Below are 25,629 nucleotides of genomic sequence, written 5' to 3' on the forward strand. Positions count from 1 at the left end.
GTTGCGTTAGCCTGTCACGACCCACCCCGCCGGAGCAACCGGAGCCGCACTTGACCACTCGACCCCGACCCGGAGGGCGCTCGGCGCGCGTCCGTGCCGCCGTGCTGGAAGCCGCCTGCGCCGAGCTGGCCGAGAAGGGCTACCCCGGCCTGTCGGTCGAGAACGTCGCCGAGCGCGCGGGCGTGCACAAGACGACCGTCTACCGCAGGTGGGCCACCGTCGACGCGCTCGTCGCGGACGCGCTGGACAGCAGCCGCGACACCGAGTGGTCCGCACCGGACACCGGGTCGGTCGAGGGCGACCTGATCGCCGTGGCCGACGAGGTCGCCACCACCTTCGCCGACCCGGTCCGGCGCGCGGTCCCGGAAGCCGTCGTCGCCGCGGCCCTGCACTCCGACCGCGCCCGGCAGGCCAAGCGCGACTTCTACGCCGCCCGGCACGCCCAGGCCGCCGTCGTCGTGACCCGGGCCGTCCAGCGCGGTGAGCTGCCGGCGGACACCGACGCGGTCGAGCTGGTCCGGCTGGCCTGCGCCCCGCTCTACTACCGGGTCTTCATCACCGGCGAGCCGGTCGACCGCGCCGCGGCCGAGCGGTCCGCCCGCGCGGCGCTGGCCGCCGCGCGGGCCGGGCTGCTGCGCGCCTAGGACCCGTGCCGGCGCAGGACCCGGTCGAGCACCCGCGCCACCCGGCCACGGCGACGCGGACGCCCGGCTGGGGACGCCCGGCTGGGGACGCCCGACTGTGGATGCGCGGCCGTGGGCGCCCGACTGTGGAAGCACGGCCGTGGGAGCCCGGCCGGCTAGATCCCGTCGAGGAACCCGTCGACCTCGGCCAGCGCCCGCGCCCGCACCGGCCCGGCCGACAGGAACAGGTCGTGCATCCCGTTGTCCACCCGGACGACCGTCACCCGGCGGCCGATCCGCGGCGCCCACCGCTGCATGTGCTCCACGTCCAGCACGGTGTCCGAGGTCATCGCCTCCGGCGTCCAGCACCGCGCCCGCAGGTGGCTGCGCGCCGACCGCAGCACCAGCACCGGCACGCCCACGTCCAGGCCGCGGTGCAGCCGCGCCTGCCCCCGGCGCACCGCCCGCAGCCAGCCGGCCAGCACCGGGAACGCCTCGATCGGCTTCCACGTCGTGTCGTAGTCCCACTCGCCGTGGTGGTCGGAGTGGATGCTCTGGCCGTAGACCGGGCCGAGGCCCTTGCGCACCACCAGCCGCGGCGCGACCCGGCCGACGCCGCGGACGAGCGCCGAGCCCGCGGTGCGGACCAGCCACGGTTCGGCGAGGTCCAGCCACGGGCTGTTGAGCACCAGCGCGTCGATCAGGTCGTCGGCGCGCCGCTCGTGCGCCCACAGGCTGGTGATGAGGCCGCCCGTCGAGTGGCCCATCAGCACCAGGTGCCGGTGGCCGTCCTCCTCGCGGATCACGCGGACCGCCGCGTCGATCTCCTCGAAGTGCTCGGCGAGGTCCGCCACGAAGTTGGCCGTCTCGCCGGGCCGCAGGGACCGGCCGTACGCGCGCAGGTCGACGCCGTAGAAGTCGAACCCGCGCGCGGCGAAGTGCTCGGCGACGTGCTTCTGGAAGAAGTAGTCCGCGAAGCCGTGGACGTAGAGCACGGCGCCCCTGGACGCGGGCCGCGCCCGGAGGCGGACCAGCGTCGCGCTGACGTCCCCGCCGCCCAGGGGCAGGGTGCGGATCTCGTAGTCGGCGCCGAGCACGTCTGTCATGGGGCCAGTGTGCATCGCGATTGCTCCTTTTCGGGGAAGCGGCCCGCCGGGGCGTGGCAGTCTGGACGGCATGAGCGAGGAGATCGAGCGGTCGACGGCGCGCGTCAGGTTCCCCGGCATCAGCCCGCGGGCCTACGAGCACCCGGTCGACAGGGGGGCGTTGGCGGTCCTGCGGGCGGTTCCGGGGATCGGGCCCGTGTTGCAGGCGGTGGCGGGCGCGTTCACCGAGCGGGGTGAGCGGCTGGGCTACGTGGCTTCCGCGATTCGCGTGGGGCCCAGGCAGTACCCGGAGCTGGACCGCATCCGGCTGGAGGCGGCGGCGACGCTGGACATCGACCCGGTGCCCGAGCTGTTCGTGCAGCGCGACCCGAACGTCTACGCGCGGACGCTGGGCATCGACAAGCCGTTCATCGTGGTGTCCACGGGCCTGCTGGAGCTGCTGGACGGCGACAGCAAGCGGTTCGTGATCGGGCACGAGATGGGCCACGTGCTGTCCGGCCACGCGCTTTACCAGACCATCCTGTACCGGCTGATGGACATCCAGCACGGCCTCGGCTGGATGCCGGCCGGGTTCTGGGCGATCCGGGCGGTCATCGCGGCGCTGCTGGAGTGGTACCGCAAGACCGAGCTGAGCTGCGACCGGGCCGGGCTGCTGGTCGGGCAGGACCCGGCGGCGGCGCTGCGGGCGCACGTGGCGCTGGCGGGCGGCATGGACCTGAGCCAGGTGGACACCGCCGAGTTCCTGAAGCAGGCCAAGGAGTACGAGCAGGTCGAGGACGTGCGCGACAGCCTGCTCAAGCTGATCAAGACCTGGCGCAGCACGCACCCGATGGCCGTCGTGCGGGCGGCGGAGCTGCAGCGGTGGGCGGCGGGCGAGGAGTACCGGGAGATCCTCACCGGGAACTACGCGCGGCGCGAGGACGACCGGCCGGCGTCCACGTTCACCGAGGACCTCAAGGCGGCGGCCAAGTCCTACAAGGACTCCGCCGAGCGCTCGGAGGACCCGCTGGTGAAGGTGCTCAACGAGGTGGGCGACGTGCTCGTGGGCGCGGCGGACCGGGTGCGGTCGAGGTTCGGTGGCGATCGGTGACCCGGACACCGGCACTGGCCCATTAGGCTGAACGTCGCATAACTGTCGTCCGTTGTGGCTAGTCTCTGATCATCGCTCTTGATCGGAGGAGGGGCCGTGCGGCTGGGTGCGCTGGTGCTGGTGTTGATGGTGTTGGGCGGGGGCGCAGCAGCGGCCGACCCCCGCGTGGTGGGTGGCTCGCGGGTGTCCATCGACGACCACCCGTGGGTCGTCTACCTGACCGACGCGCAGGGCAATCAGTTCTGCGGCGGGACGCTGGTCGCGCCGGCGAAGGTGCTGACCGCCGCGCACTGCGCGACGGGCCTGGCGCCGAAGACCGCGCGGGTGGTCGTCGGCCGGGAGGACAAGCGGGACAGCTCGCAGGGCGTGGCGGTGCCGGTGGTGGAGGTCTGGACGCACCCGGAGTTCGTGTCGGCCGACCGCGGCTACGACGTGGCGGTGCTGACGCTGAAGCGCGCGGTGTCGGTCTCGCCGCTGGAGCTGGCCGAGGGCGAGGGGCTGTACGAGCCCGGGACGTGGGCGCTGGCGCTGGGCTGGGGCCGGACGTCCGAGCAGGGCGCGACCTCGCGGTACCTGATGGGCGTCGAGCTGCCGGTGGTGTCGGACGAGTCGTGCGCCGAGTCCTACCCGCAGTTCCGGTCGGAGCACATGGTGTGCGCCGGGGTGCCCGAGGGCGGGGTCGACACGTGCCAGGGCGACTCGGGCGGTCCGCTGGTCGCGGACGGGCGGCTGATCGGCGTGACGTCCTGGGGCGAGGGGTGCGCGCGCGAGAACAGGCCGGGCGTGTACTCGCGGATCACGGCCTACCGGGCGGAGCTGGACGAGCAGATCTTCGGGTAGGGCCCGCGAACGCGAGCGGCGGGCGCGCGGTCGCCGGGTGGCGGGCGGACCGGTCCGCGGTCGTCCGGCGCGGCCGGGCTTCGGCACGGGTGATCCGGTGCTGCCGGGCTTCGGCGTCGGGTGGTTCGGTGCGGCCGGGCTTCGGCGTCGGGTGACCGGGCGTCGGGTGTTCCGGTGCGGGTGGTCGAGGGGCGCGCGGCCGGGGTGTCGAGGCCGGCCGCGGGGTGCGGTGCGCCCGTCGGCCGGCTCGGGCTCGGCGGTGGCGGTGCCGCCCGGCGGCGCGCTCCGGCGGCGCTGCCCCGCGGTGCGCCCCGGCGGTGCTGTCCTGCGCTGCACCCCGGCGGCGCTGCCCGACGGCGCCGCTCCGCGGTGCGCCCCGGCCCGCCCGGAGACGCCCGGCCCGCGAGGTCGGCCGACCGGGCCCGGCGGGGTGGGCCCTCAGACCACCAGGCCCACCGACATGGTCAGGAACACCGCCGCGCAGACCGCGTCCAGCGCGGTCGTCACGCCCGGCTTGCGCAGTCGGCGGCCCATGCTGCTCGCGGCCAGCACGATCAGCAGCTCCCAGAGCGCCGCCATCGCCAGGAAGACCAGCGCCAGCACGGTCAGCTGCGCGGCGGGGCTGCCGGCGCCGATGAAGTGCGGCAGGAACGCCAGGCTGAACAGCAGCATCTTCGGGTTGGTGATGTTGGTCAGGAAGCCCTGCCGGAACGGGCGGTCGGCGGCGACCTCGCCGGCCTCCTCGGGCGCGTCGCGGCGCAGCAGCCCGCGCGCGATGCCCAGCGCCAGGTACAGCAGGTAGGCCGCGCCGACCCACTTCAGCGCGGTCAGCACCACCGGGTACCGCGCGATCACCACGCCCAGGCCGGAGATGACCAGCCCCACCTGCGCGGCCGCCGCCGTGTGGATGCCGGCCAGCGCCCACAGCCCCGCCCTGGTGCCGGCCCGCATCGAGGTCCGGAGCAGGAGGAACGCGTCCACGCCCGGCGTCAGCACGACGACCGCGCACGCGATGAGGAACGTCGGTAGCTGGGTGAAGTCCAGGTGCATGGTTTCCCTCCCTCGGGTTCCGGACAGATAGCGGTGATCTGCCTCACGTGCCGTCAAATCTTCGGCTCCAGGCGATCCTAACAACAAAATTTCCCGCTTCGATACCCGTTGACGCCTTATCGCCCACCGCGGCCGGGAGGAGTGCCCCGCGGCGGGGGGAGGCGCGCACCGGCGGCCGGGGACGCGCGGTCGCGACGGCCGCGGCCCGGAGCGCCGCGGCAGGACGAGTCACACCCCCGGGCGTCCGGGACTGTGGTACCAACGCGATGTGCGCTCGCATCCCTATCCGGCCACGCTGCGCCGCAAGTGGTCGGCCGACCTGACCTCCGCGCAGCTGTACGCCCTGCTCAAGCTGCGCGGCGAGGTCTTCGTGGTCGAGCAGTCCTGCCCCTACCCGGAGCTGGACGGCCGCGACCTGGAGCCCGGTACCAGGCACTTCTGGCTGGAGGCGGACTCCTCACCCGAACCGCGGGCCTACCTGAGGCTGCTGGAGGAGCCCGACGGCGCGTTCCGCATCGGGCGCGTGTGCACGGCCCGCGCCGCGCGCGGTCGCGGCTACAGCCGGCGGTTGGTGGAGGCCGCGCTGGTCGAGGTCGGCCGGCGGGTGTGCGTGCTGGACGCGCAGACCTACGTCGCCGACTTCTACGCCTCGTTCGGGTTCATGCCCGAGGGCTCGGAGTTCATCGAGGACGGGATACCGCACCTGCGGATGCGCCGGTCCCGCTGATCACCCGCACGGCCCGCTCGACGTCGGCCTCGGTCAGGTCGGCCCGCGCGGTCAGCCGCAGGCGGGAGACCTGGTCGGGCACTGACGGCGGCCGGAAGCAGCCGACCAGCACGCCCTGCGCCCGGCACGCCTCGGCCCAGTCGAGCGCGGCCTCGGGCGACGGCGCGCGCACCGACACCACCGCCGCCGCCGGGCTGCCGACCAGCAGGCCCGCCGCGCGCAGCCGCTCCGCCAGGTCCCGGGCCACGGCCAGGGCGCGGGCCGGGCGGTCCGGCTCCTCGCGCAGCGCCTTCAGCGCCGCCAGCGCCGCCGCCGCGCTGCCCGGCGCCAGGCCGGTGTCGAAGATGAACGTCCGGGCCGTGTCGACCAGGTGCCGGATCACCCGGCTCGGCCCGAGCACCGCGCCGCCCTGCGCGCCCAGCGACTTGGACAGCGTCACGGTCGTCACGACGTCGGGCGCCTTGGCCAGCCCGGCCGCGTGCACGGCGCCCCGGCCGCCCTCGCCGAGCACGCCGAGGCCGTGCGCGTCGTCCACCACCAGCGCCGAGGCGTGCTCGCGGCACGCCGCCGCCAGCTCGGGCAGCGGCGCCAGGTCGCCGTCGACGGAGAACACCGAGTCGGTGACCACCAGCGCCCGCCGCTTGCCCCGCGTCGCCAGCGCGTGCGCGACCTGCGGGACGTCGCAGTGCCCGGCCACCACCACGTCGGCCTTGGACAGCCGCGTGCCGTCGATCAGCGACGCGTGGATGTGCTGGTCGGCCACGATCGCCGTGCCGGGGCCGGACAGCGCCGTGAGCGCGGCCAGGTTCGCCGCGTAGCCGGAGGAGAACACCAGCGCCGCCTGCGCGCCGCAGAAGTTCGCCAGCTCGTACTCCAGCTCGGTGTGCAGCTCGGTGGAGCCGGTGACCAGCCGCGACCCGGTCGACCCCGCGCCCCAGCGCAGCGCCGCGGCGGCCGCCGCGCCCGTGACGCGCTTGTCGCGGGTCAGGCCGAGGTAGTCGTTGGACGCCAGGTCCAGGTCGGTGGAGGTGGCCGGTCGGGGCCGGACGCGGCGGGCCAGGCCCGCCTTGGCCCGGGCCTGCGCGCGGGTGTCCACCCAGTCGAACACCGATTCCGGACCGCTCCCGACCGCTGTGCTCACGCTCACGCCGGCAGTGTCGCATCCGGCCGCTACCGTCCCCGCGTGGACCTCTTCCAGCTCGGGCCGGCCGACCTGCGCTCGCTGCGCGCCGACGCGCCGGTCCACCGGGCGGGCGAGTCCGGGCTGTGGCTGGTCAGCCGCTACGACGACGTGCGCGCCGTGCTCGCCGACCCGAAGCGGTTCCACCCGGACAACGCGCTGACCGCCGTGACCCCGATCCCGCGCCCGGTCCTGCGGGTGCTGGCCCGCTCGGGCTTCTCGCTGCCGCCGACGCTGGCCAACAACGGCACCGGCACCCACGCCGGGCTGCGCCGGCTCGTCGCCGCGTTCCTCACCCCGGCCCGCGTGCGGGCGATGCGGCCCCGGATCGCCGAGCTGGCCCGCGCCCGGCTGGCGCGGCTGACCGGCCCGGTCGTCGACCTGCACCCGGCGCTGGCGCGGGACCTGCCCGCGATCGTGCTGCTGGAGGTCCTGGGCATCCGCAGCGAGGGCGTCGACGTCCCGGCGCTCAAGGCGTGGAGCACGGCGTCCCTGGAGCTGTTCTGGGGCAACCCGTCGCGGGAGCGCCAGCGCGAGCTGGCGGGGCCGACCGCCGAGTTCCACCGCTGGCTGACCCACCGGATCCGGACCGCCCGCGGCGACGACCTGTTCGGCGCGCTGCGCGACGTGCCCCTGCGGGAGGCGGCCGGCCTGTGCTACTTCCTGCTCATCGCGGGCCAGGAGACGACCACCCAGCTGCTGTGCGCGGCGTTCGACGCCGTCCTGCGGCAGGACGGCCTGTGGGCGCGGCTGGCCGAGCCGGGCGTGGCGGCGGGGGTCGTGGAGGAGGTGCTGCGCCGCGACGCGCCGGTCAGCACGTGGCGGCGGATCGCGGCCGAGCCGGTGACGCTCTCCGGCGTGGCCGTGCCGGCGGGCGCGCACCTGCTGCTGATGCTCGCCGGCTCCGGGTCCGACCCGGAGGTGTTCCCCGATCCCGAGCGCCTGTGCCCGGCCCGGCCGAACTCCCGCAAGCACCTGGCGTTCGGCCACGGCAGGCACTTCTGCCTGGGCGCCGGCCTGGCCCGCCTGGAGGCGGAGGTGGTGCTGCGCGAGACCCGCGCCCGCTTCCCGCGCCTGCGCCTGGCCTCCGCCGAGCCGCCGCCGATGCTGAGCCTGCTGTCCTTCCGGGCGCCGCTGAGCGTCCGCGTCCGGTTGGGCGACACCCGCCCGGAGCGCGCCGGCGCGCCGTGACCTGCTTCACGGTGATCGGGCTCCCGGCCTTCGGGACTTGGACGACCCGGCCGCGGGTGCGACGATGCCCGGGTTGTAGGGGTGCGCGAGGAAGCCGGTGCGAATCCGGCACGGTCCCGCCACTGTGACCGGGCGCGTGGATCCGGGAGTCAGGAACTCGACCCCCGAACTCACCGAACCGGACACGGGCGTGGACACCCGAGGAAGGACACCGCCGCATGGGCGCGCGTTTCCCCTTTTCCGCTGTCGTCGGGCAGGACGACCTCCGCACGGCCCTGTTGCTCAACGCCGTCCACCCCGGCATCGGCGGGGTGCTGGTCCGAGGCGAGAAGGGGACCGCGAAGTCGACCGCGGTCCGCGCCCTCGCCGCGCTGCTGCCCCCGCTGGAGGTCGTGGCGGGCTGCCGCTTCGGCTGCGACCCCGCCGTGGCCGCCGACTGCCCGGACGGCCCGCACACCTCCGCCACCGCGGAGCGGCGGGTCGCGCGGCTGGTCGAGCTGCCGGTCGGCGCGACCGAGGACCGGCTGATCGGCTCGCTGGACCTGGAGCGCGCGCTGACCGAGGGCGTGCGGGCCTACCAGCCGGGGCTGCTGGCCGCCGCGCACCGGGGCGTGCTCTACGTCGACGAGGTCAACCTGCTGCACGACCACCTGGTGGACCTGCTGCTCGACGCCGCCGCGATGGGCCGGGCGCACGTCGAGCGCGAGGGCGTGTCGGTGTCGCACCCGGCGTCGTTCCTGCTGGTGGGCACGATGAACCCGGAGGAGGGCGAGCTGCGCCCGCAGCTGCTGGACCGCTTCGGGCTGACCGTGGCGGTGCGGGCGGACCGCGACGTGCCGACCCGCACCGAGGTCATCCGGCGGCGGCTGGCCTACGAGGCCGACCCGGAGGGCTTCGCCGCGCGCTGGGCCGACGAGGACGCCGCGCTGGCCGCCCGGATCGTCGAGGCCCGCGCGCGCCTGCCGCGCGTCGTGCTGCCCGACGCCGAGCTGCGCCGCATCGCCGGCGTCTGCGCCGCGTTCGAGGTCGACGGGATGCGGGCGGACCTGGTGGTCGCCCGCACGGCCGTCGCGCACGCCGCGTGGCGCGGCGCGGACGAGGTGGGGGAGCAGGACGTGGCGGCGGCAGTGCGGCTGGCGCTGCCGCACCGCAAGCGCCGCGACCCGTTCGACGAGCCCGGCCTGGAGGAGGAGCAGCTCCAGGACGCCCTGCGCCAGGGCGCGGACCACGCCGGGGAGCCCGGGGGCGGCCCGGAGGAGGACCCGGAAGAGGACCCGGAGGACGACCCGGACGGCCCCGACGACCCGGGTGACGGCCCGGACGACGGTCCGGGCGGCCCCGACGACGGCGGGCGGCCCGGCGACGGGCCCGCCCCGGACGCGTCGGAGTCCACTCCGGACGGTCCGGGGCGGCCGGGCGGCTCGTCGGCGGAGCGCGCGCACGTGCCCGCGCCGTCGTTCCGCACCCGGCTGCTGGAGGTGCCCGGCGTCGGCGAGGGCGCGCCCGGCAAGCGCTCCCGGGCCCGTGCGCGCACCGGCCGGGTCGTCCGGTCCACCACCGCGGGCGGCAGCGGTCTGCACCTGGTCGGCACGCTGGCGGCGGCGGCGCCGTTCCAGGCCGCCCGGGGCCGCAGCGGTCCCGGGCTGGTGCTGCGCGGCGCGGACCTGCGGCTGTCGGTCCGGGAGGGCAAGGAGGGCAACCTGGTGCTGTTCGCGGTCGACGCGTCGGGCTCGATGGCCGCCCGGCAGCGCATGTCCGCGGTCAGCGGCGCGGTCGTGTCCCTGCTGCGCGACGCCTACCAGCGCCGGGACAAGGTCGGCGTCGTCACCTTCCGCGGCGGCGCGGCCGAGACCGCGCTGCCGCCGACGAACTCCGTGGACGCGGCGGTCTCCCGGCTGCGCCGGCTGCGCACCGGCGGGCGCACCCCGCTGGCCGACGGGCTGCTGCGCGCCCGCCGGGTGCTGGCGGTCGAGCGGGTCCGCGACCCGCGCCGCCGCCCGCTGCTGGTGCTGCTCACCGACGGCCGCGCCACCGCGAGCGGTTCCGGCGGCGACCCGCTGCGCGACGCCCTGCGCGCCGCGTCGCTGCTGGCCGGCGACGGGGTGGCCGCCGTGGTGGTGGACTGCGAGTCCGGTCACGTGCGCCTCGGCCTGGCCGGTCGGGTCGCCGCGGCACTGGACGCGGCGTGCCTGCGTCTGGAAGAACTGTCAGCCGACCAGGTCGCCGGCGTGGTGCGCGCCGCACGAGCCGCGTAGGAGCCACCAGTGCCTCAAGGACGACCCACCGCCGTCCCCGCCGACGGGCTCACCACCCGGCAGCGGCGCAACCGCCCCCTGACCCTGCTGCACACCGGGGAGATGAAGGGCAAGTCGACCGCGGCCTTCGGCCTCGCGCTGCGCGGGTGGAACCAGGGCTGGTCCATCGGCGTGTTCCAGTTCGTGAAGTCGGCCAAGTGGAAGGTCGGCGAGGAGACGGCCTTCCGCGCGCTGGGCCGGCTGCACGAGCAGACCGGCGAGGGCGGGCCCGTCGAGTGGCACAAGATGGGCGAGGGCTGGTCCTGGTCCCGCAAGCAGGGCACCGAGGAGGACCACGCCGCCGCCGCCCGCGAGGGCTGGGCGGAGATCGCCCGCCGGCTGCGGGCCGAGCGGCACGGCCTGTACGTGCTCGACGAGTTCACCTACCCGCTGCACTGGGGCTGGGTCGACGTGGCCGAGGTGGTCGCGGCGCTGCGCGACCGGCCGGGCCACCAGCACGTGGTGATCACCGGCCGGCACGCGCCGCGGGCCCTGGTCGACGCCGCCGACCTGGTGGTGGAGATGACCAAGGTCAAGCACCCGATGGACGCGGGCCAGAAGGGTCAGAAGGGGATCGAGTGGTGAGCCGCCTGGTGGTCGCCGCGCCCGCGTCGGGCAGCGGCAAGACCACCGTGGCCACCGGCCTGATGGCGGCGCTGCGGCGGGCCGGGGACCGGGTGGCCCCCTTCAAGGTCGGGCCGGACTACATCGACCCCGGCTACCACGGGCTGGCCACCGGCCGGCCGGGCCGCAACCTCGACCCGGTGATGCTCGGCGAGCACCGCGTCGCCTCGCTGTTCGCGCACGGCGCGCGGGGCTGCGACGTGGCCGTGGTGGAGGGCGTGATGGGGCTGTTCGACGGGCGGGTGGACACCGAGGGCATCGGGTCCACCGCGCACGTCGCCAAGCTGCTGTCCGCGCCGGTGCTGTTCGTGGTCGACGCGCGCGGCCAGAGCCGCAGCCTCGCCGCGCTGCTGCACGGCTTCCGGGGCTACGACCCGACCGTGCGGCTCGGCGGCGTGGTGCTCAACCAGGTCGGGTCGGCGCGGCACGAGCACGTGCTGCGCGGCGCGTGCGCCGAGGTCGGGCTGGAGGTGCTGGGCGTGCTGCCGCGCGACGACGGGTTCCGGCTGCCGTCCCGGCACCTGGGCCTGGTGACGGCGGCCGAGCACGGCCGGGCGGCGGTGGACGCGGTGGACGCGATCGCCGCGGCGGTCGCCCGGCACGTGGACCTCGACGCCGTGCGGCGGCTGGCGGCCGGCGCGCCCTCGATGGCCGTGCCCACCTGGGACCCCGGCGCGGAGGTCGCGCCGGTGCCCGGGGCGCCGGTCGTGGCGGTCGCGGGCGGCGCGGCGTTCACCTTCGGCTACGCCGAGCACGTCGAGCTGCTGCGCGCGGCGGGCGCGGAGGTCGTCGTCGTGGACCCGCTGCGCGACGAGGACCTGCCCGAGGGCACGACCGGCCTGGTGCTGCCCGGCGGGTTCCCCGAGCAGCACGCCGACGGGCTGTCGGCCAACGCCGGGCTGCGGGCCGCCGTCGCCGCGCTCGCCCGGTCCGGCGGTCCCGTGCACGCCGAGTGCGGCGGCCTGCTGTACCTGGCGCGGTCGCTGGACGGCGTGCCGATGTGCGGCGTGCTCGACGCCGACGGCGCCATGACGCCGAGGCTGACGCTGGGCTACCGGGACGCCGTCGCGCCGGTCGACTCGGTGCTCGCGCCGGCGGGCGCGCGGATCACCGGGCACGAGTTCCACCGGACCGCGCTGAGCGCGCCCGCCGGCGCCCGCCCGGCCTGGCGGTGGCGCGGCCACGACGCGCGCCCGGTCGCGGAGGGCTTCGTGCTCGACGGCGTGCACGCGTCGTACCTGCACACCCACCCGGCGTCCGCGCCGGAGTCCGTCGCGCGCTTCGTCCGCGCCTGCGCGAGCGGGTCCGCGCGGCGCGAGGCCACTCGTTAGTGGCGCGTGCCTGCGCGGTAACGTCCGTGCCCACCAAGCCGCACACGTCACGGGGAGCAGTGGTGATGACTGGTCGGGTCACCTTCGTGGGCGCCGGTCCCGGCGCCGCCGATCTGATCACCCTGCGGGGCGCCCGACGGATAGCCGAGGCCGACGTGGTGGTGTGGGCGCCCAGCGTCGTGGAGGCCGAGTGCGTGCGCGAGCACGCCCGCCCGGACGCCGAGCTGCTGGACCTCTCCCGCGTCCCCGAGTCCGAGGTCCTCGACCTGTACCGGCGGGCGTCGGCGAGCGGGCTGCGGGTGGTGCGCCTGCACGCGGGCGACCCGGCGCTGTGGGGCGGCCTGCGCGAGCAGCACGAGACGTGCCGGAAGCTGGGGCTGGAGACCGAGGTCGTGCCCGGCGTGTCGGCGGTGTCGGCGGCGGGCGCGTCGATCGGCCGCGAGCTGACCGGCTCGGAGGTGGCGCAGTCGCTGGTGCTGACCGCCCCCGAGGGCGACGAGCACCTGGCCGGGTTCGCCGCGCACGGCGCCACGATGGCGATCTCGGCGTCCGGCGCGCGGACCGGGCGGGTCGTGGAGCGGCTGCGGGAGGGCGGGTACCCCGACGACACGCCGGTCGTGGTGGCCTACAAGGTCTCCCTGCCGGACGAGACGGTCGCGCGGACCACGCTCGGCGGGCTGGAGGCGTGCGTGAAGGAGCACAAGCTCTACCGCACCACGCTGTTCCTGGTCGGCGAGGCGCTCAAGGAGCCCGCGACCCGGCGCACGCCGATCGGCGACGAGCCGGTGCGGCGGTCGCGGCCGTCGAAGTGGGCGATGCGCGCCTCGCGCGACTCGGCGTCGGTCGCGGCGTGGTCGGCCGTGCACGACTGGCAGGAGACCGCGCGGGCCCGCCGCGCCGCGCCCGCGAAGGCCAGGCCCGGCGACGACGAGCCGGCCCCCGCGCCCGAGGCCGCCGAACCGGCGCCCGCGGCGTCCCCCGCCGAGCCCGAGCCGAAGGCGACCGTCGCGGCGGCCAAGCGCAAGTCGACCGGGGTCCAGGCGAGCGCGGTCCAGACGAACGCGGTCCAGGCGGGCGCCGCGCCGCGCCGCGCGGCGAAGAAGTCCGCCGCAGCGCGGGCCCGCCGGGCCAAGAGCGCGGACTGACGTGGACGTCGTCGCGCTGCGGGACTTCCTCGACGCGACCGGCCGCTCGTGGGGGTCGGTCGCGGTGGTCGACGCCGCGGCGCGCGGCGCGCGGCACGCGCTGAACGTCTGCCGCGCCCGCCCGGCGGTCGTGGTGGCCGGGGCCGACCCCGCGGAACTGGCCGCCGGGCTGGCGGGGTGGCGGCGGGTGCTGACCGTGGCCGACGCCTCCGGTCTGTCCACCGCGGACCCGGCGGACGCCGTCGTGCGGCGGTGGGACGAGCCCGCGTTCGTGCTGTGCGCGGCGGCCGGCGGGCGGGAGCCCGCGGCCGGGGGCTGGGCGCTGCCCGACGACGACTTCGCCCACCGCGACGGGATGGTGGCCGCGGCCGAGGTGCGGGCGCTGGTGCTGGCCCGGCTCGCGCCCCGCCCCGGCGTGCTGGTGTGGGACGTGGGCGCGGGCCCCGGCGCGGTCGGCGTGGAGTGCGCGCGGCTGGGCGCGGCGGTCGTCGCGGTGGAGCAGGACCCGGTGCAGTGCGTGCGCGTCATCGCCAACGCCTCCGCGCACGGCGTGGACGTGCGGGTGGTCGAGTCGCCGCTGGCCGAGGCCGCCGACCTGCCCCGCCCGGACGCGGTGTTCGTCGGCGGCGGCGGGGTGGACGCGGTGCGGCGGTGCGCACGGGTCGGCGCGGGCCGGGTGGTGGTGGCGACGGCCGACCTGGAGCACGTGCTGCCCGCCCGGGACGCGCTGCTGGAGGCCGGCTACGAGGTGGCGGGCAGCCAGCTGTCGGCGGCCCGCCTGGTCGGCGGGTCGCTGCTCGCGGTCAACCCCGTGACGGTGCTGTGGGGCATCCGGAAGTCGTGACGCGACACCTGTTCCGTCCACTGAGGACGGACGGTCGGCGCCTGCGCCGGCGCGCCGCGGGGTGGCCGGTGCGGGGTCGTCCGCGTTGGTAGGGTTCCGGCCACGGCGCCCGCGGTGCCGCCCCGACGCGCCGGGAACGGCCGGCCGGCCACCGGGCGGGGTTCCGGCGTGGTCGAGGGTGCGGAGGGCGTGGGCGTGATCGGGTTGTTCGCCGCGGGCGAGCGCGGGCGGCGGGCGGCGGCGGAGCTGGCCGGCTTCCTGGGACCGGACGCGGTGGTGCCCGACGGCCCGATCGGCCCGGCGCTGCGCCGGCTGTGGCCGCGCCTGGGCGCCGCGGTGTTCTTCCTGGGCGCGGACGCGACGGTCCGCCTGGTCGCGCCCCTGCTGCGCGACGAGCGCTCCGACCCCGGCGTGGTGTGCGTCGACGGCGGCTTCGCGGTGGCGCTGCTGGGCGACGCGGGGGCGCTGGCCGGGCGGGTCGCCGAGCTGGTGGCCGGCACGCCGGTCGTCACCTCCTCGTCGGTCGCCTCGCCCCTGGACGAGCTGGTCGAGCTCCTCGACGTCGCGGTGGACGGCGACTTGGCGGCGTGCGGCGCGGCGGTGCGCGCCGGCGAGCCGGTGCTGCTGGCCAACCCGCTGGGCTTCCCGCTGCCCGCCCTGCCGGACAACGTGGTCGACCACGGCCACGCCACCGGCTGGACCGTGCTGCTGGACGACCGCGTCCCGGCCGGCCCGCGACCGGACCACCTCCTGCGGCTGGTCCCGCGCACCCTCGTCGTCGGCGTCGGGTCCGGCGCCGGCGTGCCCGCCTCGGCGGTCTCCGCGGCGCTGGCGGGCCTGGCGGAGCGCGGGGTGGACCTGCGCGCGATCCGGGCGTTCGCGACGCTGGACCGCAAGGTCGCCGAGCAGGGCATCGCCGACGCGCTGGAGGACTGGGGCTTCTGGCACGACTCCACCACCGCGCCGCTGCTCGCGTACCCCGGCGAGGAGCTGGCGGTCGTCCCGGTGCCCAACCCGGCGGAGCTGGCCATCGGCATCCCCAGCGTGGCCGAGGCCGCCGCGCTGCGCGGTGCGATGGAGCTGTCCGCCGGCGGCCGGGTCGAGATGGCCGTGGAGAAGGTCAAGGGCGCCGGCGTGACCGTCGCGGCGGCCCGCGTGCTGCCCCGCGGGCGGTTGGCCCTGATCGGCCTGGGGCCCGGCGGCGCGGACGAGCGCACGCCGCGCGCGGAGGCCGAGCTGCGCCGCGCCTCGGTCGTGGTGGGCCCGCGGGAGTGCGTCGACCAGGTCCGGCACCTGCTGCGGCCGGGCACCAGGGTGCGCGGCGACGGCGCGGTGGACCTGGCCGAGGCGGGCGCGGCGGTGGCCTACGTGGGCCGCGACGCGGGGCCGACCGTGGCGGGCCCGGTGCGCGCCGAGGTCGTCCGGGTCGCCGGCGTGGCGAACGGCTGACGCCCGCCGCGCCCGGCGGTCGGTTGTGGACCGCCGGGCGTGACCGGCGGCCCGGACCGCCGAACGGGACGGGACCGGCGGCCGACGCCGCCGTCGGTCGATCCCGCGACCGGCGCAACGTTCCGTTGTCGGCCTCGCGGTGCGCGAGCACATCGTTGCGCCTGCCTTCGTTTCAGCTTCACGGAAGTGCGCTCGTCAACTGTCAAACCGGGATCGGAGCTTGTCGGACCCGGGATTTTGGTCCTAGCTGTGAGTACGCCGCCGCACCAGCCCTGCCCGGAAGGAACGAGCGCAGCATGGCGAAAACCCTGCATCGCCTGATCACCGCTCTGGCCGCGGCCGTCGCCGCGGTCGGGCTGCTCACCGTCGCACCGGCGAGCGCCGACACCGACGAGGTCTCGCCGTTCATCGTCGGCGGCACCCGAGCGTCCATCAGCCAGTACCCGTGGGCCGTCTACCTGGCCACCTCCAGCGGCGGCCAGTTCTGCGGCGGCACGCTGGTGGCGTCCAACAAGGTCGTCACCGCCGCGCACTGCACCAGCGGTCGCTCGGCGTCGTCCACCCGCGTCGTCTGGGGCCGGGAGGACAAGCAGAGCACGGCCGGCGTCGTCGCGGGCGTCACCCGGATCTGGAACCACCCGAGCTACCGGTCCGCGACGTCCGGCTACGACGTCTCGGTGCTGACGCTGGACCGCTCCCTCTCCTCGGCCTACCTGCCGCTGGCCACCCCGGCCGACAGCGCGCTCTACGCCGCGGGCACGAACGCCACGATCCTGGGCTGGGGCACCACGTCCTCGGGCGGCTCGGCGTCGCGCTACCTGCTCAAGGCCACCGTCCCGGTCAACTCCGACACGGCCTGCCGGCGGGCCTACTCGCAGTACAGCAGCACGGCCATGGTGTGCGCCGGCTACCCGCAGGGCGGCACGGACACCTGCCAGGGCGACTCCGGCGGCCCGATGGTCGCCGGTGGCAAGCTGATCGGCGCGACCTCGTGGGGCCGCGGGTGCGCCTCCGCCGGGTACCCCGGCGTGTACGCGCGGATCGCGTCCTACCACTCGGTGCTGAGCCAGCAGATCGGCTCCTGACGCGCGCCGTGCCCGCGCCCGGGGCGGTGCTCCGGGCGCGGGCACGGCGTCCGCGCGCGACCGGGCGGCCTGCGGAGGGACGAAGTGTCGCGACCGCCCCGCGCGGCCGGCGGGGGGTAGCGTTCGGCTGTGGCCGACTACCTGCCCCTGCCCGAGGACTGGGACCGCGCGCTGGCCGTGGTGGCGCACCCCGACGACCTGGAGTACGGCGCGGCCGGCGCCGTCGCCCGCTGGACCCGCCTGGGGAAGTCGGTGGCCTACCTGCTGGTCACCAGGGGCGAGGCGGGCATCGACGGGCTGCCGCCGCACGAAGCCGGCCCGCTGCGCGTGCGCGAGCAGCTCGCCGGCGCGGCCGTGGTCGGCGTGTCGGCCGTGGAGTTCCTGGACCACCCGGACGGCACGGTCGAGTACGGCCTGCCGCTGCGCCGCGACATCGCCGCCGCGATCCGCCGGCACCGCCCCGAGCTGGTGATCACCGGCAACCACCACCCGACCTTCCCCGGCGGGGCGCTGAACACGGCCGACCACCGGGTCGTCGGGCAGGCCGTCGTCGACGCGGTGCGGGACGCGGCCAACCGGTGGGTGTTCCCCGACCCGGACGTCGAGCCGTGGGGCGGCGTCCGGCACGTCGCGGTCTCCGCCTCGCCGCACGCCGGGCACGCCGTGGACCTCACCGACACGTTCGACCTGGGCGTGGCCTCGCTGCGCGCGCACGCCGCCTACCTGGCCGGCCTCGGCGGCGGGGACATGGCGGACCCGGAGGCGTTCCTGCGCCGGGAGGCCGAGGAGGCGGGGAAGAGGTTCGGCGGTCGCCCGGCCGCCACCTTCGAGCTGCTGGTGATGTGAAGCACCCGGGTTGGACAGGGCATGTCTGATGTGGATGCTTCTACCCATGCACGGTGAACAGCACTACCTTGTGGGCCTCGACCTGGCCGGGCGGCGGGTCGTCGTCGTGGGCGGCGGCACGGTCGCCCAGCGGCGGCTGCCGCGCCTGGTGGCCTCCGGCGCCCTCGTGGAGGTCGTCTCGCCCGAGGTGACGCCGGCGGTCCAGGGGATCGTCGACGCGGGGGGCGCGGTGTGGCACGCGCGCACCTACGCCACCGGCGACCTGGACGGCGCCTGGTACGTGCTGGCCTGCACGTCCGACCCGGAGGTCAACGCCCGGATCACCGCCGACGCGACCGCGCAGCGGGTCTTCTGCGTGCGGGCCGACGTCGCGGTGAAGGGCACGGCCGTGACGCCCGCCGTGGGCGGGCACGACGGCCTGCTGCTCGGCGTCCTCGCGGGCGGGCAGCACAAGCGGTCGGCGGCGGTGCGCGACGGCCTGCTGGCGGCGCTGCGGGACGGCTCGCTGCCCGACCCGCACGACCAGCCCGCCGGCGTGGCGCTGGTCGGCGGCGGCCCCGGCGACCCGGACCTGGTCACCGTGCGCGGGAAGCGGCTGCTGGCCCGCGCGGACGTGGTGGTGGCCGACCGGCTGGCGCCGCAGGAGCTGCTGGACGAGCTGCCGCCGCACGTGGAGGTGGTGGACGCGGCCAAGATCCCGTACGGGCGGGCCGCGTCCCAGGAGTTCATCAACAGCACCCTGGTCGAGCGCGCCAGGGCCGGGAAGTTCGTGGTGCGGCTCAAGGGCGGCGACCCGTACGTGTTCGGGCGGGGCTTCGAGGAGCTGATCGCGTGCGCCGAGGCCGGCGTCCCGGTCACCGTGGTGCCCGGCGTGACCAGCGCGTTCGGCGTGCCCGCGCTGGCCGACGTGCCGGTGACGCACCGGGGCGTGGCGCACGAGGTGGTCGTCGTGTCCGGGCACGTCGCGCCGGACGACGAGCGGTCGCTGGTGGACTGGGGCGCGCTGGCCCGCCTGCGCGGCACCGTGGTGATCCTGATGGGCGTCGAGCGGGCGGGCGCGTTCGCGGCGGCGCTGCGGGCCGGGCGGCCCGGGGACACGCCGGTCTCGGTGGTCCAGGAGGGCAGCACCCGCGCCCAGCGCGTCGTCCGGTCCACTTTGGACACCCTGGCCGCGGACGTGGTCGAGCACGGCGTCCGCCCGCCCGCGATCATCGTCGTGGGGCCGGTCGCCGGGCTGGCGCGGGAGCTGCCCGCCCGGTCCTGAGCACCGGGGGCCGCCGCGGCGCCGCGAGCGCGGGTCGGCGATCATCGGTGCGCGCACGGCTTCCCGCGGCAGGCCCTGCGCCAGGTGGGGAGGGGGTCCGGTGGCGGTGCGGATCAGGCTGGCCGGCGTGGGGCTGGCGAAGGTGCGCTTCGCGTACTCGCCCCTGTTCGAGACGGTGATGGCGGTGGACGGCCTGCGCGTGCCGGGCGCGCACGCCGTCCACCTGCCGTGGGTGTCGTGGGCGCGGGAGCGGGTGGCGGGCGTCGAGGACCTGCCGGTGCTGCTGGACCTGGTGGCCGGGCCGGTGAAGCCGGCGGCGCTGATGCCCGTGCCGGACGTGCGGATGCCCGACCTGGAGGCCGAGCTGGCCGGCCTGCCCGAGCGGGTGGCGGCCGTGGTGCGGAGGTGCCACGAGGTGCTGGTCGCGCCGCACTGGCGGCGGATCACGGCCGTGCTGGAGGCGGACATCGCCGCCCGGGCGGCCGTGCTGGCGGACCGGGGCGCGGCGGCGGTGTTCGCCGACCTGCACCCGGAGGTGGCGTGGGAGGACGGCGAGCTGGTCCTCTACGCGGACCGCCGGCCGGACCAGCCGCACCGCGTCGACCTGGCGGAGGACGGCCTGGTGCTGTCCCCGAGCGCCTTCGGCTGGCCGCGGGCGTGGGCGGCGGTCGACCCGGTGGGGCCGGGCGTGGTGCGCTACCCGGCGCGGGGGATCGGGACGCTGTGGGAGGACCGTGACCCGGCCGCGCCGGACGAGCTGGCGGCGCTGATCGGGCGGACCCGGGCGGCGCTGCTGGTGCTGCTGGCCGCGCCGATGTCCACGACGGACCTGGCGCGCCGGCTCGGGGTGACGGCGGGTGCGGTGTCGCAGCACGTCGGCGTGCTGCGGGCGGCGCGGCTGGTGACGACGCGGCGGGACGGTCGGGCGGTCCTGCACCTGCGGACGGCGCGGGCGGACGCCCTCATGACGTGACGGGGCGCGGGCTCGGCTGTGCGGGTCCGGTTTCGCTTTCGCGGCGGGGTGCGGATCGATTTCGCGGTGCGGGTGCGGCTGTGCGGGTGCGGTTGTGCGGCGCGGATCGGTTTCGCGGTGCGGGTGTGGTCGTGGTTGCGCGGTGCGGGCGTGCGCGCAGGACCGGTGCGGGCTCAGCTGTGCGGGTCCGGTTTCGCGGTGCGGCCGTACGCGCGGCGCCGCTGTGGGGTCGGCCTCGGCTTCGGCGCGGTCCTCCGGCCGGGTTCGGGTTTCGGCCCCGGCGCGAGGCTGCGGCCCCGACGGCGATCCGGGTCGCGGGATTCCCGACTGGTGGCGCGGCCCTCGGCTCCGGGCGGGGCCTTCCGCCGGATCCGGTGCGCGACTCCGCACCTCGGCCCGGTTCGTCCTTGGCCTCCGGCCCGGTTCGTCCTTGGCCTCCGGCCCGGTTCGTCCTTGGCCTCCGGCCCCCGATTCCATTGTCCCACGGAGCACCGACAATCCCGGCCGAAGCACCCCTGGGGATCATCGTCCCACGCGACACCGACAAGATCGTGAAAACGACGGCCCGGCAACGGCCTGTCGCCTGCTCGGAGCGCCGCACCGGCCGGTAAGGCACAACACCGGCCTCCACAAGGGGAACGCTGGCCTGACAAGGCGCAACGCCGGGGCTGGCAAGGCGCAATGCCGGCCTCGAAGAGCGCGACACTGGCCTCACTAAGGCGCAGCACCGGTCTCGGCAGAGCGCAACGCCGGTCCTGGCAAAGCGCGACGCCGGTCCTCGGGACGAGCCCGGGACCGGCGTCGCGCGTTCAGGTGCGGCGGATCAGTGCTGCGCCACCCGGCGCGGCCGGCCGCCGCGCTCGCGGTCGCGGTTGTGGTCCGCGCGGCCGCCGCGGAACTGGCCGCCGTGACCGCCGCCCGTGCGGCGGGGGCCGCCGCGGCGGGCGCGGACCGGGGTCTCCGGCTCCACGACCGGGACACCGCTCGGGACGCGGGCGCCGGTGATGCGGATCAGGTCCTCGTCGCCGGGGCGGACCTTCGTCGACGCCGGGCGGATGCCCGCGCGCGCCGTGAGGCCCTGGACCGCGCGCCGCTGGTCGTGCGTGACCAGGGTGACCACCGTGCCGGACTGCCCGGCCCGCGCCGTGCGGCCCGCGCGGTGCAGGTAGTCCTTCGGGTCGGCGGGCGGGTCGACGTGCACGACGAGGCTCACGTCGTCCACGTGGATGCCGCGCGCCGCCACGTCGGTGGCGATCAGCACGGGCGTGGTGCCCTCGCGGAACTGGCCGAGCACCCTGGTCCGGGCGCTCTGCGCCTTGCCGCCGTGCAGCGCGCCCGCGTGGACGCCCATCGAGCGCAGCTTCTTCGCCAGCCGGTCCACGTGGTGCTTGGTGCGCACGAACATGATCGTGCGGCCCTCGCGGGCGGCCACCTCGGTCACCACGGACTGCTTGTCCTCGGCGGAGACGAACAGCAGGTGGTGCTCCATCGTCGTCACGCTGCCGGTGGGCGGCGCGACCGAGTGGACCACCGGGTCGTGCAGGTACTGGCGGACCAGCTTGTCCACGTCGCCGTCGAGCGTCGCGGAGAACAGCAGCCGCTGGCCGTGCTGCGGCGTCAGGTCGAGGATGGCGCGGACCTGCGGCATGAAGCCCATGTCGGCCATCTGGTCGGCCTCGTCCAGCGCGGTGAACATCACCTCGGACAGGTCGGCCGTGCCCTGCCGCACGTGGTCGGACAGCCGGCCCGGCGTGGCGATCAGCAGGTCGACCCCCCGGCGCAGGGCGTCGATCTGGCGCGGGAAGGACGTGCCGCCCACGACCGTCCGGCACCACAGGCCCAGGGCCCGCGCGAACGGCGAGAGCGCCTCCTCGACCTGCATGGCCAGCTCGCGCGTCGGCACGAGCACCAGCGCGCGCGGCATCAGCGGCTTGGCCCGGCCGCCCGCGAGGCGCGACAGCAGCGCCAGGCCGAACGCCAGCGTCTTGCCGGAGCCGGTCTGGCCGCGGCCGAGCAGGTCGCGGCCCGCCAGCGCGTCGGGCAGGGTGGCGGCCTGGATGGGGAACGGGTCGGTGATGCCCGCCTGGACGAGCGCGCGGACCAGCTCGTCGGCCAGACCGAGCTCGGCGAACGAGGGCAGCGGACCCTCCGGCACCGTGCTCTCGACGTGGTCCGGCACGGTCGTCTCCAGCACCGGCTGGGGACGGCGGTTGGTGCCCTGGCCTGGGCGCCTCGTCCGCGGCTTGCGGAACTGCGGGCGCTCGGAACGGCCTTGGGACGGTGATGGCAAAGCGAACCTCCGGGACAAGGCACGTCTCGGGGATCGCTTCTGCCTTCACGCAGGCGCGAATCGCAAGGACGGGCCCGGCGCTCCACGCGCCGATAGTGGTTGGGAGCACCACCGGCCTGCTGGGGCCTGGGCCGCGAACGGTTGCCGCGTCGCCGGGCGGTGCACCACTCAGTCTAGCCGATCAACGGCGGTTCGCGCGCACCCCCGCGGTGTTCTGCCGCACACGAGGCGTGAACCGGCCGGTCGAACCGGGCGCGCCCGCCCCGCCCGCGCCCCCGGTGACCGCAGTTCAGGCGGGTCGGGCCGGGCGCACCGGCGGCCGAGCCGGGGAGGGCCGGCCGCCGGTGCGGTCGGGTTCAGCGCAGGCCCGCCACGTCCAGCAGCAGGTCGACCAGGTCGGCCGGGTCGGCCAGGTCGGCGGGCAGGCCGCGCGAGGTGAACCACCCCGCGACGTTGCGGACGTCCCGCTCCAGGAACTCCACCCCGCGCGGGTTGGCCGCCACGTCGACCACCTGCGGCAGGTCGATCAGGACCAGCCTGCCGTCGTGCACCATCAGGTTGAACGCCGACAGGTCGCCGTGCGCGAGCCCGGCCGAGGCCAGCACGCCCAGCGCGTCCACCAGCTGCCGCCAGAGGTCGAGCAGCTCGTCCGGCCCCGGCCGCAGCTGCGCCAGCCGGGGCGCCGCCGCGCCGTCGGTCCCGACGAACTCCAGCAGCACCTCCGTGCCCGCCCGCTGCACCGGGTAGGGCACCGGCGCGCCCAGCTGCCAGAGCCGGGCCAGGGCGGCGAACTCGGCCACCGCCCACTGCTCGGCGATCAGGTTGCGGCCGAACGAGGTGCGGTTCTCCACCGCCCGCATCTCCCGCGACCGCCGCATCCGGCGCCCTTCCAGGTAGCCGGCGTCCCGGTGGAACATCCGGTGGTCGTTGCTGCGGTACCGCTTGGCGGCCAGCAGGCACGACCGGTCGCCGCCGGGCAGCGCGCGTTCCAGCAGGAAGACGTCCGCCTCCTTGCCGGTCTTCACGATGCCCAGGTCCCGGTCGACGGCGGACAGGTCGGTCACCAGCCACTCGGGCCGGGGCTCCGGACCCTGGTCGGCGTCGCCCCAGGTGGACCAGCGGTCGGCGCCTTCGGGGAGGTCGTCGGCGACCGCGTCCGCGCGCTGCCGGCCGAGCCGGTCGCGCGCCTCCTCGGTCAGCCGCCCGCGCCGGGTGGGGTTGGGCTCGTCGTCGTCACGGGCACTGCGCCGCTTCGCCCGCCAGTTCAGGTCGTCGGCGTGGTCGAAGGACGCGTCGAAATCGTCGTCGAAAAAGGAACGCTCGTGCTTGCGCACTGGGTGAACTCCAGGAGAAGAGGAGGAGATCGCCCCGCCGGCGCGTGTGGTCGGCGCGCTAGGAGATCGGGGCGAGCGGACGGGTCGGCGCCACGTCCCGGACAGCTGTAGCCATCGGGCACCTCCTCGACTCCGCCGCGAAAAACGGCTCCTGAGCACTGCCTCCCCAGCTTGCCGCACCCCCGCCCCGGCCCACAACCGAATTAATCCCGGGCACGACGGGCGGCGCCCGCGGGTCCGGAGCCCGCCGGTCGGGCACGCGGCCCCGTCGGGCGCGGGGTGGCAGGTCAGGCGCAGGGCCGCAGGTCAGGCGCAGGACCGCAGGTCGGGTGCGGGTCGCGGGCCAGGTGCGGGACCGCGGGCCAGGCGCGAGGGCGGCAGGTCGGGTGCGGGTCGCGGGCCAGGCGCGACGCGGCAGGTCAGGTGCGGGGCGGCCGGTCCACCCGGTAGCTGCGGCGCCGGCCGAGCCAGGCCGCCTCCAGTTCGCCCACCACCAGCGAGTCGTGCCGCAGGACCCGCTCGTCGTGCCACTGCGCGGCCGACCCCGCCGACGCGAGCATCCGCCGCCGGGCCGCGCGGCTGAACCCCACCAGCGCCGCCAGCGCGGCCTCCACCTCGGCCGGCCGCAGCGGCAGGGGCGCGGCCGGCGCCGGGAGCCGCAGCGGCACGCCGGAGAACGTGGCCGTCGTCCGCAGGTCCTGGGCCAGCTGGTGCTCGACGGCCTCGGCGTTGCCCTGGAGCGCCCCCAGCCCGGACGCGGCGAGCCGCAGCCCCAGCAGCCGCGCGACGCACAACCCGGCCCACACGCGCTTCAACGTCTCCGACGCGGCCAGGGGCTCGGGCCCGGCCAGCTCCTCGGTGATGCGGTGCAGCGCGGCGGGGGTGATCGAGTCGTCTTCCGACTTCTCGTCTTCGGCGGCGGCGGGTGTGTCGGGGCTCACTCGCACAGTGTGGCAGCGGCGTCACCAGTGGTGACTCAGGCGCTGCGCTGCGTCATGCTTTTGGCGGCTCCGGTTCCCTCATCCATGCGAGAACGACCGCCGGTAGTCCTTGGGGGCGACACCGACCACTGCGTTGAAGTGGTGACGCAGCAGCGCGGCCGTGGCGAAACCGCAACGGTGCGCGACGGCCTCCACGCTCAGCCGCGTCTCCTCCAGCAGCTGGCGCGCGCGCAGCACCCGCTGGGTGACCAGCCAGCGGTGCGGGGTGGTGCCGGTCTCGGCGGCGAAGCGGCGCGCGAAGGTCCGCTCGGACATCCGCGCGTGCGCGGCCAGGCTCGCGACCGTGTGCTCGACGTCCAGCCGGTCGAGCATCCACGCCAGCGTCGGCTGGAGGCTGTCGGCGCGGACGGTGGTGGGCCGGATGAACTGGCGCTGCCCGCCGTCCCGCTGCGGCGTGACGACCATGCGCCGCGCGATGGCGGTCGCCACGGCCGCGCCCAGCTCCCGGCGGACCAGGTGCAGGCAGGCGTCGATGCCCGCCGCCGTGCCCGCGCTGGTGATCACGTCGCCCTCGTCCACGAACAGCACGTCCGGGTCGACGCGCGCCGAGGGGAAGCGCTCCGCCAGCTCGTCGGCGTGCTGCCAGTGCGTGGTGCAGCGCAGGCCGTCCAGCCGGCCCGCCGCGCCGAGCACGAACGAGCCGGTGCACACCGACAGCAGCGTGCGCGCCCCCGCGACGGCGTCGAGCAGGGCGCGCGGGTACTCGTCGCGGATCGTGATCGCGGGCACCGCGACCAGGTCGGCGGTGGCCAGCGCGTCCAGGCCGTGGTCGGGCACCAGCGACGCGCCCACGCTGGTGCGCACCGGCTCGCCGGGGCGCTCGCCGCACACCCGGAAGTCCAGCCGCGGGACGCCCTCGTCGGAGCGGTCGACGGCGAAGACCTCGCAGATCACGCCGAACTCGAACGGCGCGAGGCCGTCGACCACCGGTACCGCCACTGAGGTGAGCACGCCGACACCCTACTGGCAGGATTTTGACGAACAACGGCACAACTGCCAATTGTGGCGGTTTCTTGTCGGTCGCATAGTTGCTGCCATGATCGCGCTCATCACCGCAGCAGTCGTCGTGGCGCTGGTCGTCTACGGCCTGGAACGCAACCACCGCCGGAACCGCCCGGGGGTGCGGCTCGCGGGCAGCCACGCCTTCGAGGACCGGGACGCGGCCCGCGTGGCGGCCGAACTGCGCGCCGCCGCCGCTCACGAGGCGCCCCGACCGCGCCCGACCGCACCCGAACCGCGGTGCGCCGGAGCGGTGCGGACCAGGTCGGCGTAGCCGGGCGCGAACCCCTGCCCCGAACCCGGCCGTGAACCCCCGTCCCGAGACCTCGACCCGAAGCCCGGC

23 protein-coding genes and 1 riboswitch are annotated in these 25,629 nt (G+C 76.4%); of the genes, 16 read left to right on the forward strand and 7 right to left on the reverse strand.

Annotated features, from left to right (window positions below):
- The first annotated feature begins 101 nt into the window (after positions 1 to 101).
- Positions 102 to 644 (forward strand): TetR/AcrR family transcriptional regulator, encoded by a 543-nt coding sequence (locus tag JOE68_RS21410; protein WP_307819793.1) that lies wholly within the window; start codon positions 102 to 104, stop codon positions 642 to 644.
- Positions 645 to 799: 155 nt separating this feature from the next.
- Here the strand turns inward: JOE68_RS21410 and JOE68_RS21415 are convergent, their stop codons facing one another.
- Complete coding sequence (locus tag JOE68_RS21415; RefSeq protein ID WP_204844075.1) at positions 800 to 1,729, reverse strand: alpha/beta hydrolase; 930 nt, start codon at positions 1,727 to 1,729, stop codon at positions 800 to 802.
- 70 nt (positions 1,730 to 1,799) lie between these two features.
- Between JOE68_RS21415 and JOE68_RS21420 the strand changes: the two genes are divergently transcribed.
- Complete coding sequence (locus JOE68_RS21420; protein WP_204844076.1) at positions 1,800 to 2,819, forward strand: M48 family metallopeptidase; 1,020 nt, start codon at positions 1,800 to 1,802, stop codon at positions 2,817 to 2,819.
- A 96-nt stretch (positions 2,820 to 2,915) separates the two neighbouring features.
- Positions 2,916 to 3,659 (forward strand): S1 family peptidase, encoded by a 744-nt coding sequence (locus JOE68_RS21425; RefSeq protein WP_204844077.1) that lies wholly within the window; start codon positions 2,916 to 2,918, stop codon positions 3,657 to 3,659.
- A gap of 438 nt (positions 3,660 to 4,097) precedes the next feature.
- Here JOE68_RS21425 and JOE68_RS21430 read toward each other — a convergent pair whose 3' ends face one another.
- Positions 4,098 to 4,709 carry a LysE family translocator gene (locus JOE68_RS21430; RefSeq protein ID WP_204844078.1) on the reverse strand — a complete coding sequence of 204 codons (612 nt, stop codon included), beginning with the start codon at positions 4,707 to 4,709 and terminating at the stop codon, positions 4,098 to 4,100.
- Between the two features lie 268 nt (positions 4,710 to 4,977).
- Between JOE68_RS21430 and JOE68_RS21435 the strand changes: the two genes are divergently transcribed.
- A complete protein-coding gene (locus tag JOE68_RS21435; protein ID WP_204844079.1) occupies positions 4,978 to 5,436 on the forward strand; it encodes a GNAT family N-acetyltransferase in 459 nt (152 codons plus the stop codon).
- On the opposite strand, the gene JOE68_RS21440 is transcribed toward JOE68_RS21435, so the two are convergent.
- Positions 5,390 to 6,583 carry an 8-amino-7-oxononanoate synthase gene (locus JOE68_RS21440; protein WP_307819794.1) on the reverse strand — a complete coding sequence of 398 codons (1,194 nt, stop codon included), beginning with the start codon at positions 6,581 to 6,583 and terminating at the stop codon, positions 5,390 to 5,392. The genes JOE68_RS21435 and JOE68_RS21440 overlap by 47 nt on opposite strands.
- A 36-nt stretch (positions 6,584 to 6,619) precedes the next feature.
- Between JOE68_RS21440 and JOE68_RS21445 the strand changes: the two genes are divergently transcribed.
- The 11 genes from JOE68_RS21445 (at position 6,620) to JOE68_RS21495 (ending at position 19,662) form a co-directional block, all read left to right on the forward strand.
- Positions 6,620 to 7,807 carry a cytochrome P450 gene (locus tag JOE68_RS21445; RefSeq protein WP_204844080.1) on the forward strand — a complete coding sequence of 396 codons (1,188 nt, stop codon included), beginning with the start codon at positions 6,620 to 6,622 and terminating at the stop codon, positions 7,805 to 7,807.
- A 62-nt stretch (positions 7,808 to 7,869) separates the two neighbouring features.
- Positions 7,870 to 7,986: riboswitch (cobalamin riboswitch) on the forward strand.
- 39 nt (positions 7,987 to 8,025) lie between these two features.
- Entirely contained in the window at positions 8,026 to 10,062 is a 2,037-nt protein-coding gene (locus tag JOE68_RS21450) for a putative cobaltochelatase (RefSeq protein ID WP_204844081.1), read from the forward strand.
- A 9-nt stretch (positions 10,063 to 10,071) separates the two neighbouring features.
- On the forward strand, positions 10,072 to 10,686 hold the full coding sequence (gene cobO, locus JOE68_RS21455; RefSeq protein WP_204844082.1) for a cob(I)yrinic acid a,c-diamide adenosyltransferase: 615 nt from the start codon (positions 10,072 to 10,074) through the stop codon (positions 10,684 to 10,686).
- A complete protein-coding gene (locus tag JOE68_RS21460; RefSeq protein WP_204844083.1) occupies positions 10,683 to 12,056 on the forward strand; it encodes a cobyrinic acid a,c-diamide synthase CobB in 1,374 nt (457 codons plus the stop codon). The genes cobO and JOE68_RS21460 overlap by 4 nt, the downstream gene beginning before the upstream one ends.
- A gap of 65 nt (positions 12,057 to 12,121) precedes the next feature.
- On the forward strand, positions 12,122 to 13,201 hold the full coding sequence (locus tag JOE68_RS21465; protein ID WP_204844084.1) for a cobalt-precorrin-4/precorrin-4 C(11)-methyltransferase: 1,080 nt from the start codon (positions 12,122 to 12,124) through the stop codon (positions 13,199 to 13,201).
- A 1-nt stretch (position 13,202) separates the two neighbouring features.
- Entirely contained in the window at positions 13,203 to 14,045 is an 843-nt protein-coding gene (locus JOE68_RS21470) for a bifunctional cobalt-precorrin-7 (C(5))-methyltransferase/cobalt-precorrin-6B (C(15))-methyltransferase (protein WP_204844085.1), read from the forward strand.
- A 168-nt stretch (positions 14,046 to 14,213) separates the two neighbouring features.
- Positions 14,214 to 15,494, forward strand: a complete 1,281-nt coding sequence (locus JOE68_RS21475; RefSeq protein ID WP_307819795.1) for a cobalamin biosynthesis protein — start codon at positions 14,214 to 14,216, stop codon at positions 15,492 to 15,494.
- A 296-nt stretch (positions 15,495 to 15,790) separates the two neighbouring features.
- Complete coding sequence (locus tag JOE68_RS21480) at positions 15,791 to 16,579, forward strand: S1 family peptidase (protein WP_204844086.1); 789 nt, start codon at positions 15,791 to 15,793, stop codon at positions 16,577 to 16,579.
- Between the two features lie 129 nt (positions 16,580 to 16,708).
- Positions 16,709 to 17,425 (forward strand): PIG-L deacetylase family protein, encoded by a 717-nt coding sequence (locus JOE68_RS21485; RefSeq protein WP_204844087.1) that lies wholly within the window; start codon positions 16,709 to 16,711, stop codon positions 17,423 to 17,425.
- Positions 17,426 to 17,471: 46 nt separating this feature from the next.
- Positions 17,472 to 18,689 (forward strand): uroporphyrinogen-III C-methyltransferase, encoded by a 1,218-nt coding sequence (gene cobA / locus JOE68_RS21490; protein WP_204844088.1) that lies wholly within the window; start codon positions 17,472 to 17,474, stop codon positions 18,687 to 18,689.
- A 100-nt stretch (positions 18,690 to 18,789) separates the two neighbouring features.
- Positions 18,790 to 19,662 carry an ArsR/SmtB family transcription factor gene (locus tag JOE68_RS21495; protein ID WP_307819796.1) on the forward strand — a complete coding sequence of 291 codons (873 nt, stop codon included), beginning with the start codon at positions 18,790 to 18,792 and terminating at the stop codon, positions 19,660 to 19,662.
- 823 nt (positions 19,663 to 20,485) lie between these two features.
- Here JOE68_RS21495 and JOE68_RS21500 read toward each other — a convergent pair.
- From JOE68_RS21500 to JOE68_RS21515, 4 genes are all read right to left on the reverse strand, one after another.
- Positions 20,486 to 21,841: a DEAD/DEAH box helicase gene (locus JOE68_RS21500; RefSeq protein ID WP_372443326.1), complete on the reverse strand. Its 1,356-nt coding sequence runs from the start codon at positions 21,839 to 21,841 to the stop codon at positions 20,486 to 20,488.
- A 467-nt stretch (positions 21,842 to 22,308) separates the two neighbouring features.
- On the reverse strand, positions 22,309 to 23,286 hold the full coding sequence (locus JOE68_RS21505) for a serine protein kinase RIO (protein ID WP_204844090.1): 978 nt from the start codon (positions 23,284 to 23,286) through the stop codon (positions 22,309 to 22,311).
- Between the two features lie 419 nt (positions 23,287 to 23,705).
- Entirely contained in the window at positions 23,706 to 24,227 is a 522-nt protein-coding gene (locus JOE68_RS21510; RefSeq protein WP_204844091.1) for a hypothetical protein, read from the reverse strand.
- A 78-nt stretch (positions 24,228 to 24,305) separates the two neighbouring features.
- Positions 24,306 to 25,238, reverse strand: coding sequence for a GlxA family transcriptional regulator (locus tag JOE68_RS21515; RefSeq protein ID WP_204844092.1), 933 nt, complete (start codon positions 25,236 to 25,238; stop codon positions 24,306 to 24,308).
- A gap of 85 nt (positions 25,239 to 25,323) precedes the next feature.
- Between JOE68_RS21515 and JOE68_RS21520 the strand changes: the two genes are divergently transcribed.
- Complete coding sequence (locus JOE68_RS21520; RefSeq protein ID WP_204844093.1) at positions 25,324 to 25,560, forward strand: hypothetical protein; 237 nt, start codon at positions 25,324 to 25,326, stop codon at positions 25,558 to 25,560.
- Positions 25,561 to 25,629 lie beyond the last annotated feature (69 nt).

It is taken from the genome of Saccharothrix algeriensis (assembly GCF_016907655.1).
Classification (GTDB): domain Bacteria; phylum Actinomycetota; class Actinomycetes; order Mycobacteriales; family Pseudonocardiaceae; genus Actinosynnema; species Actinosynnema algeriense.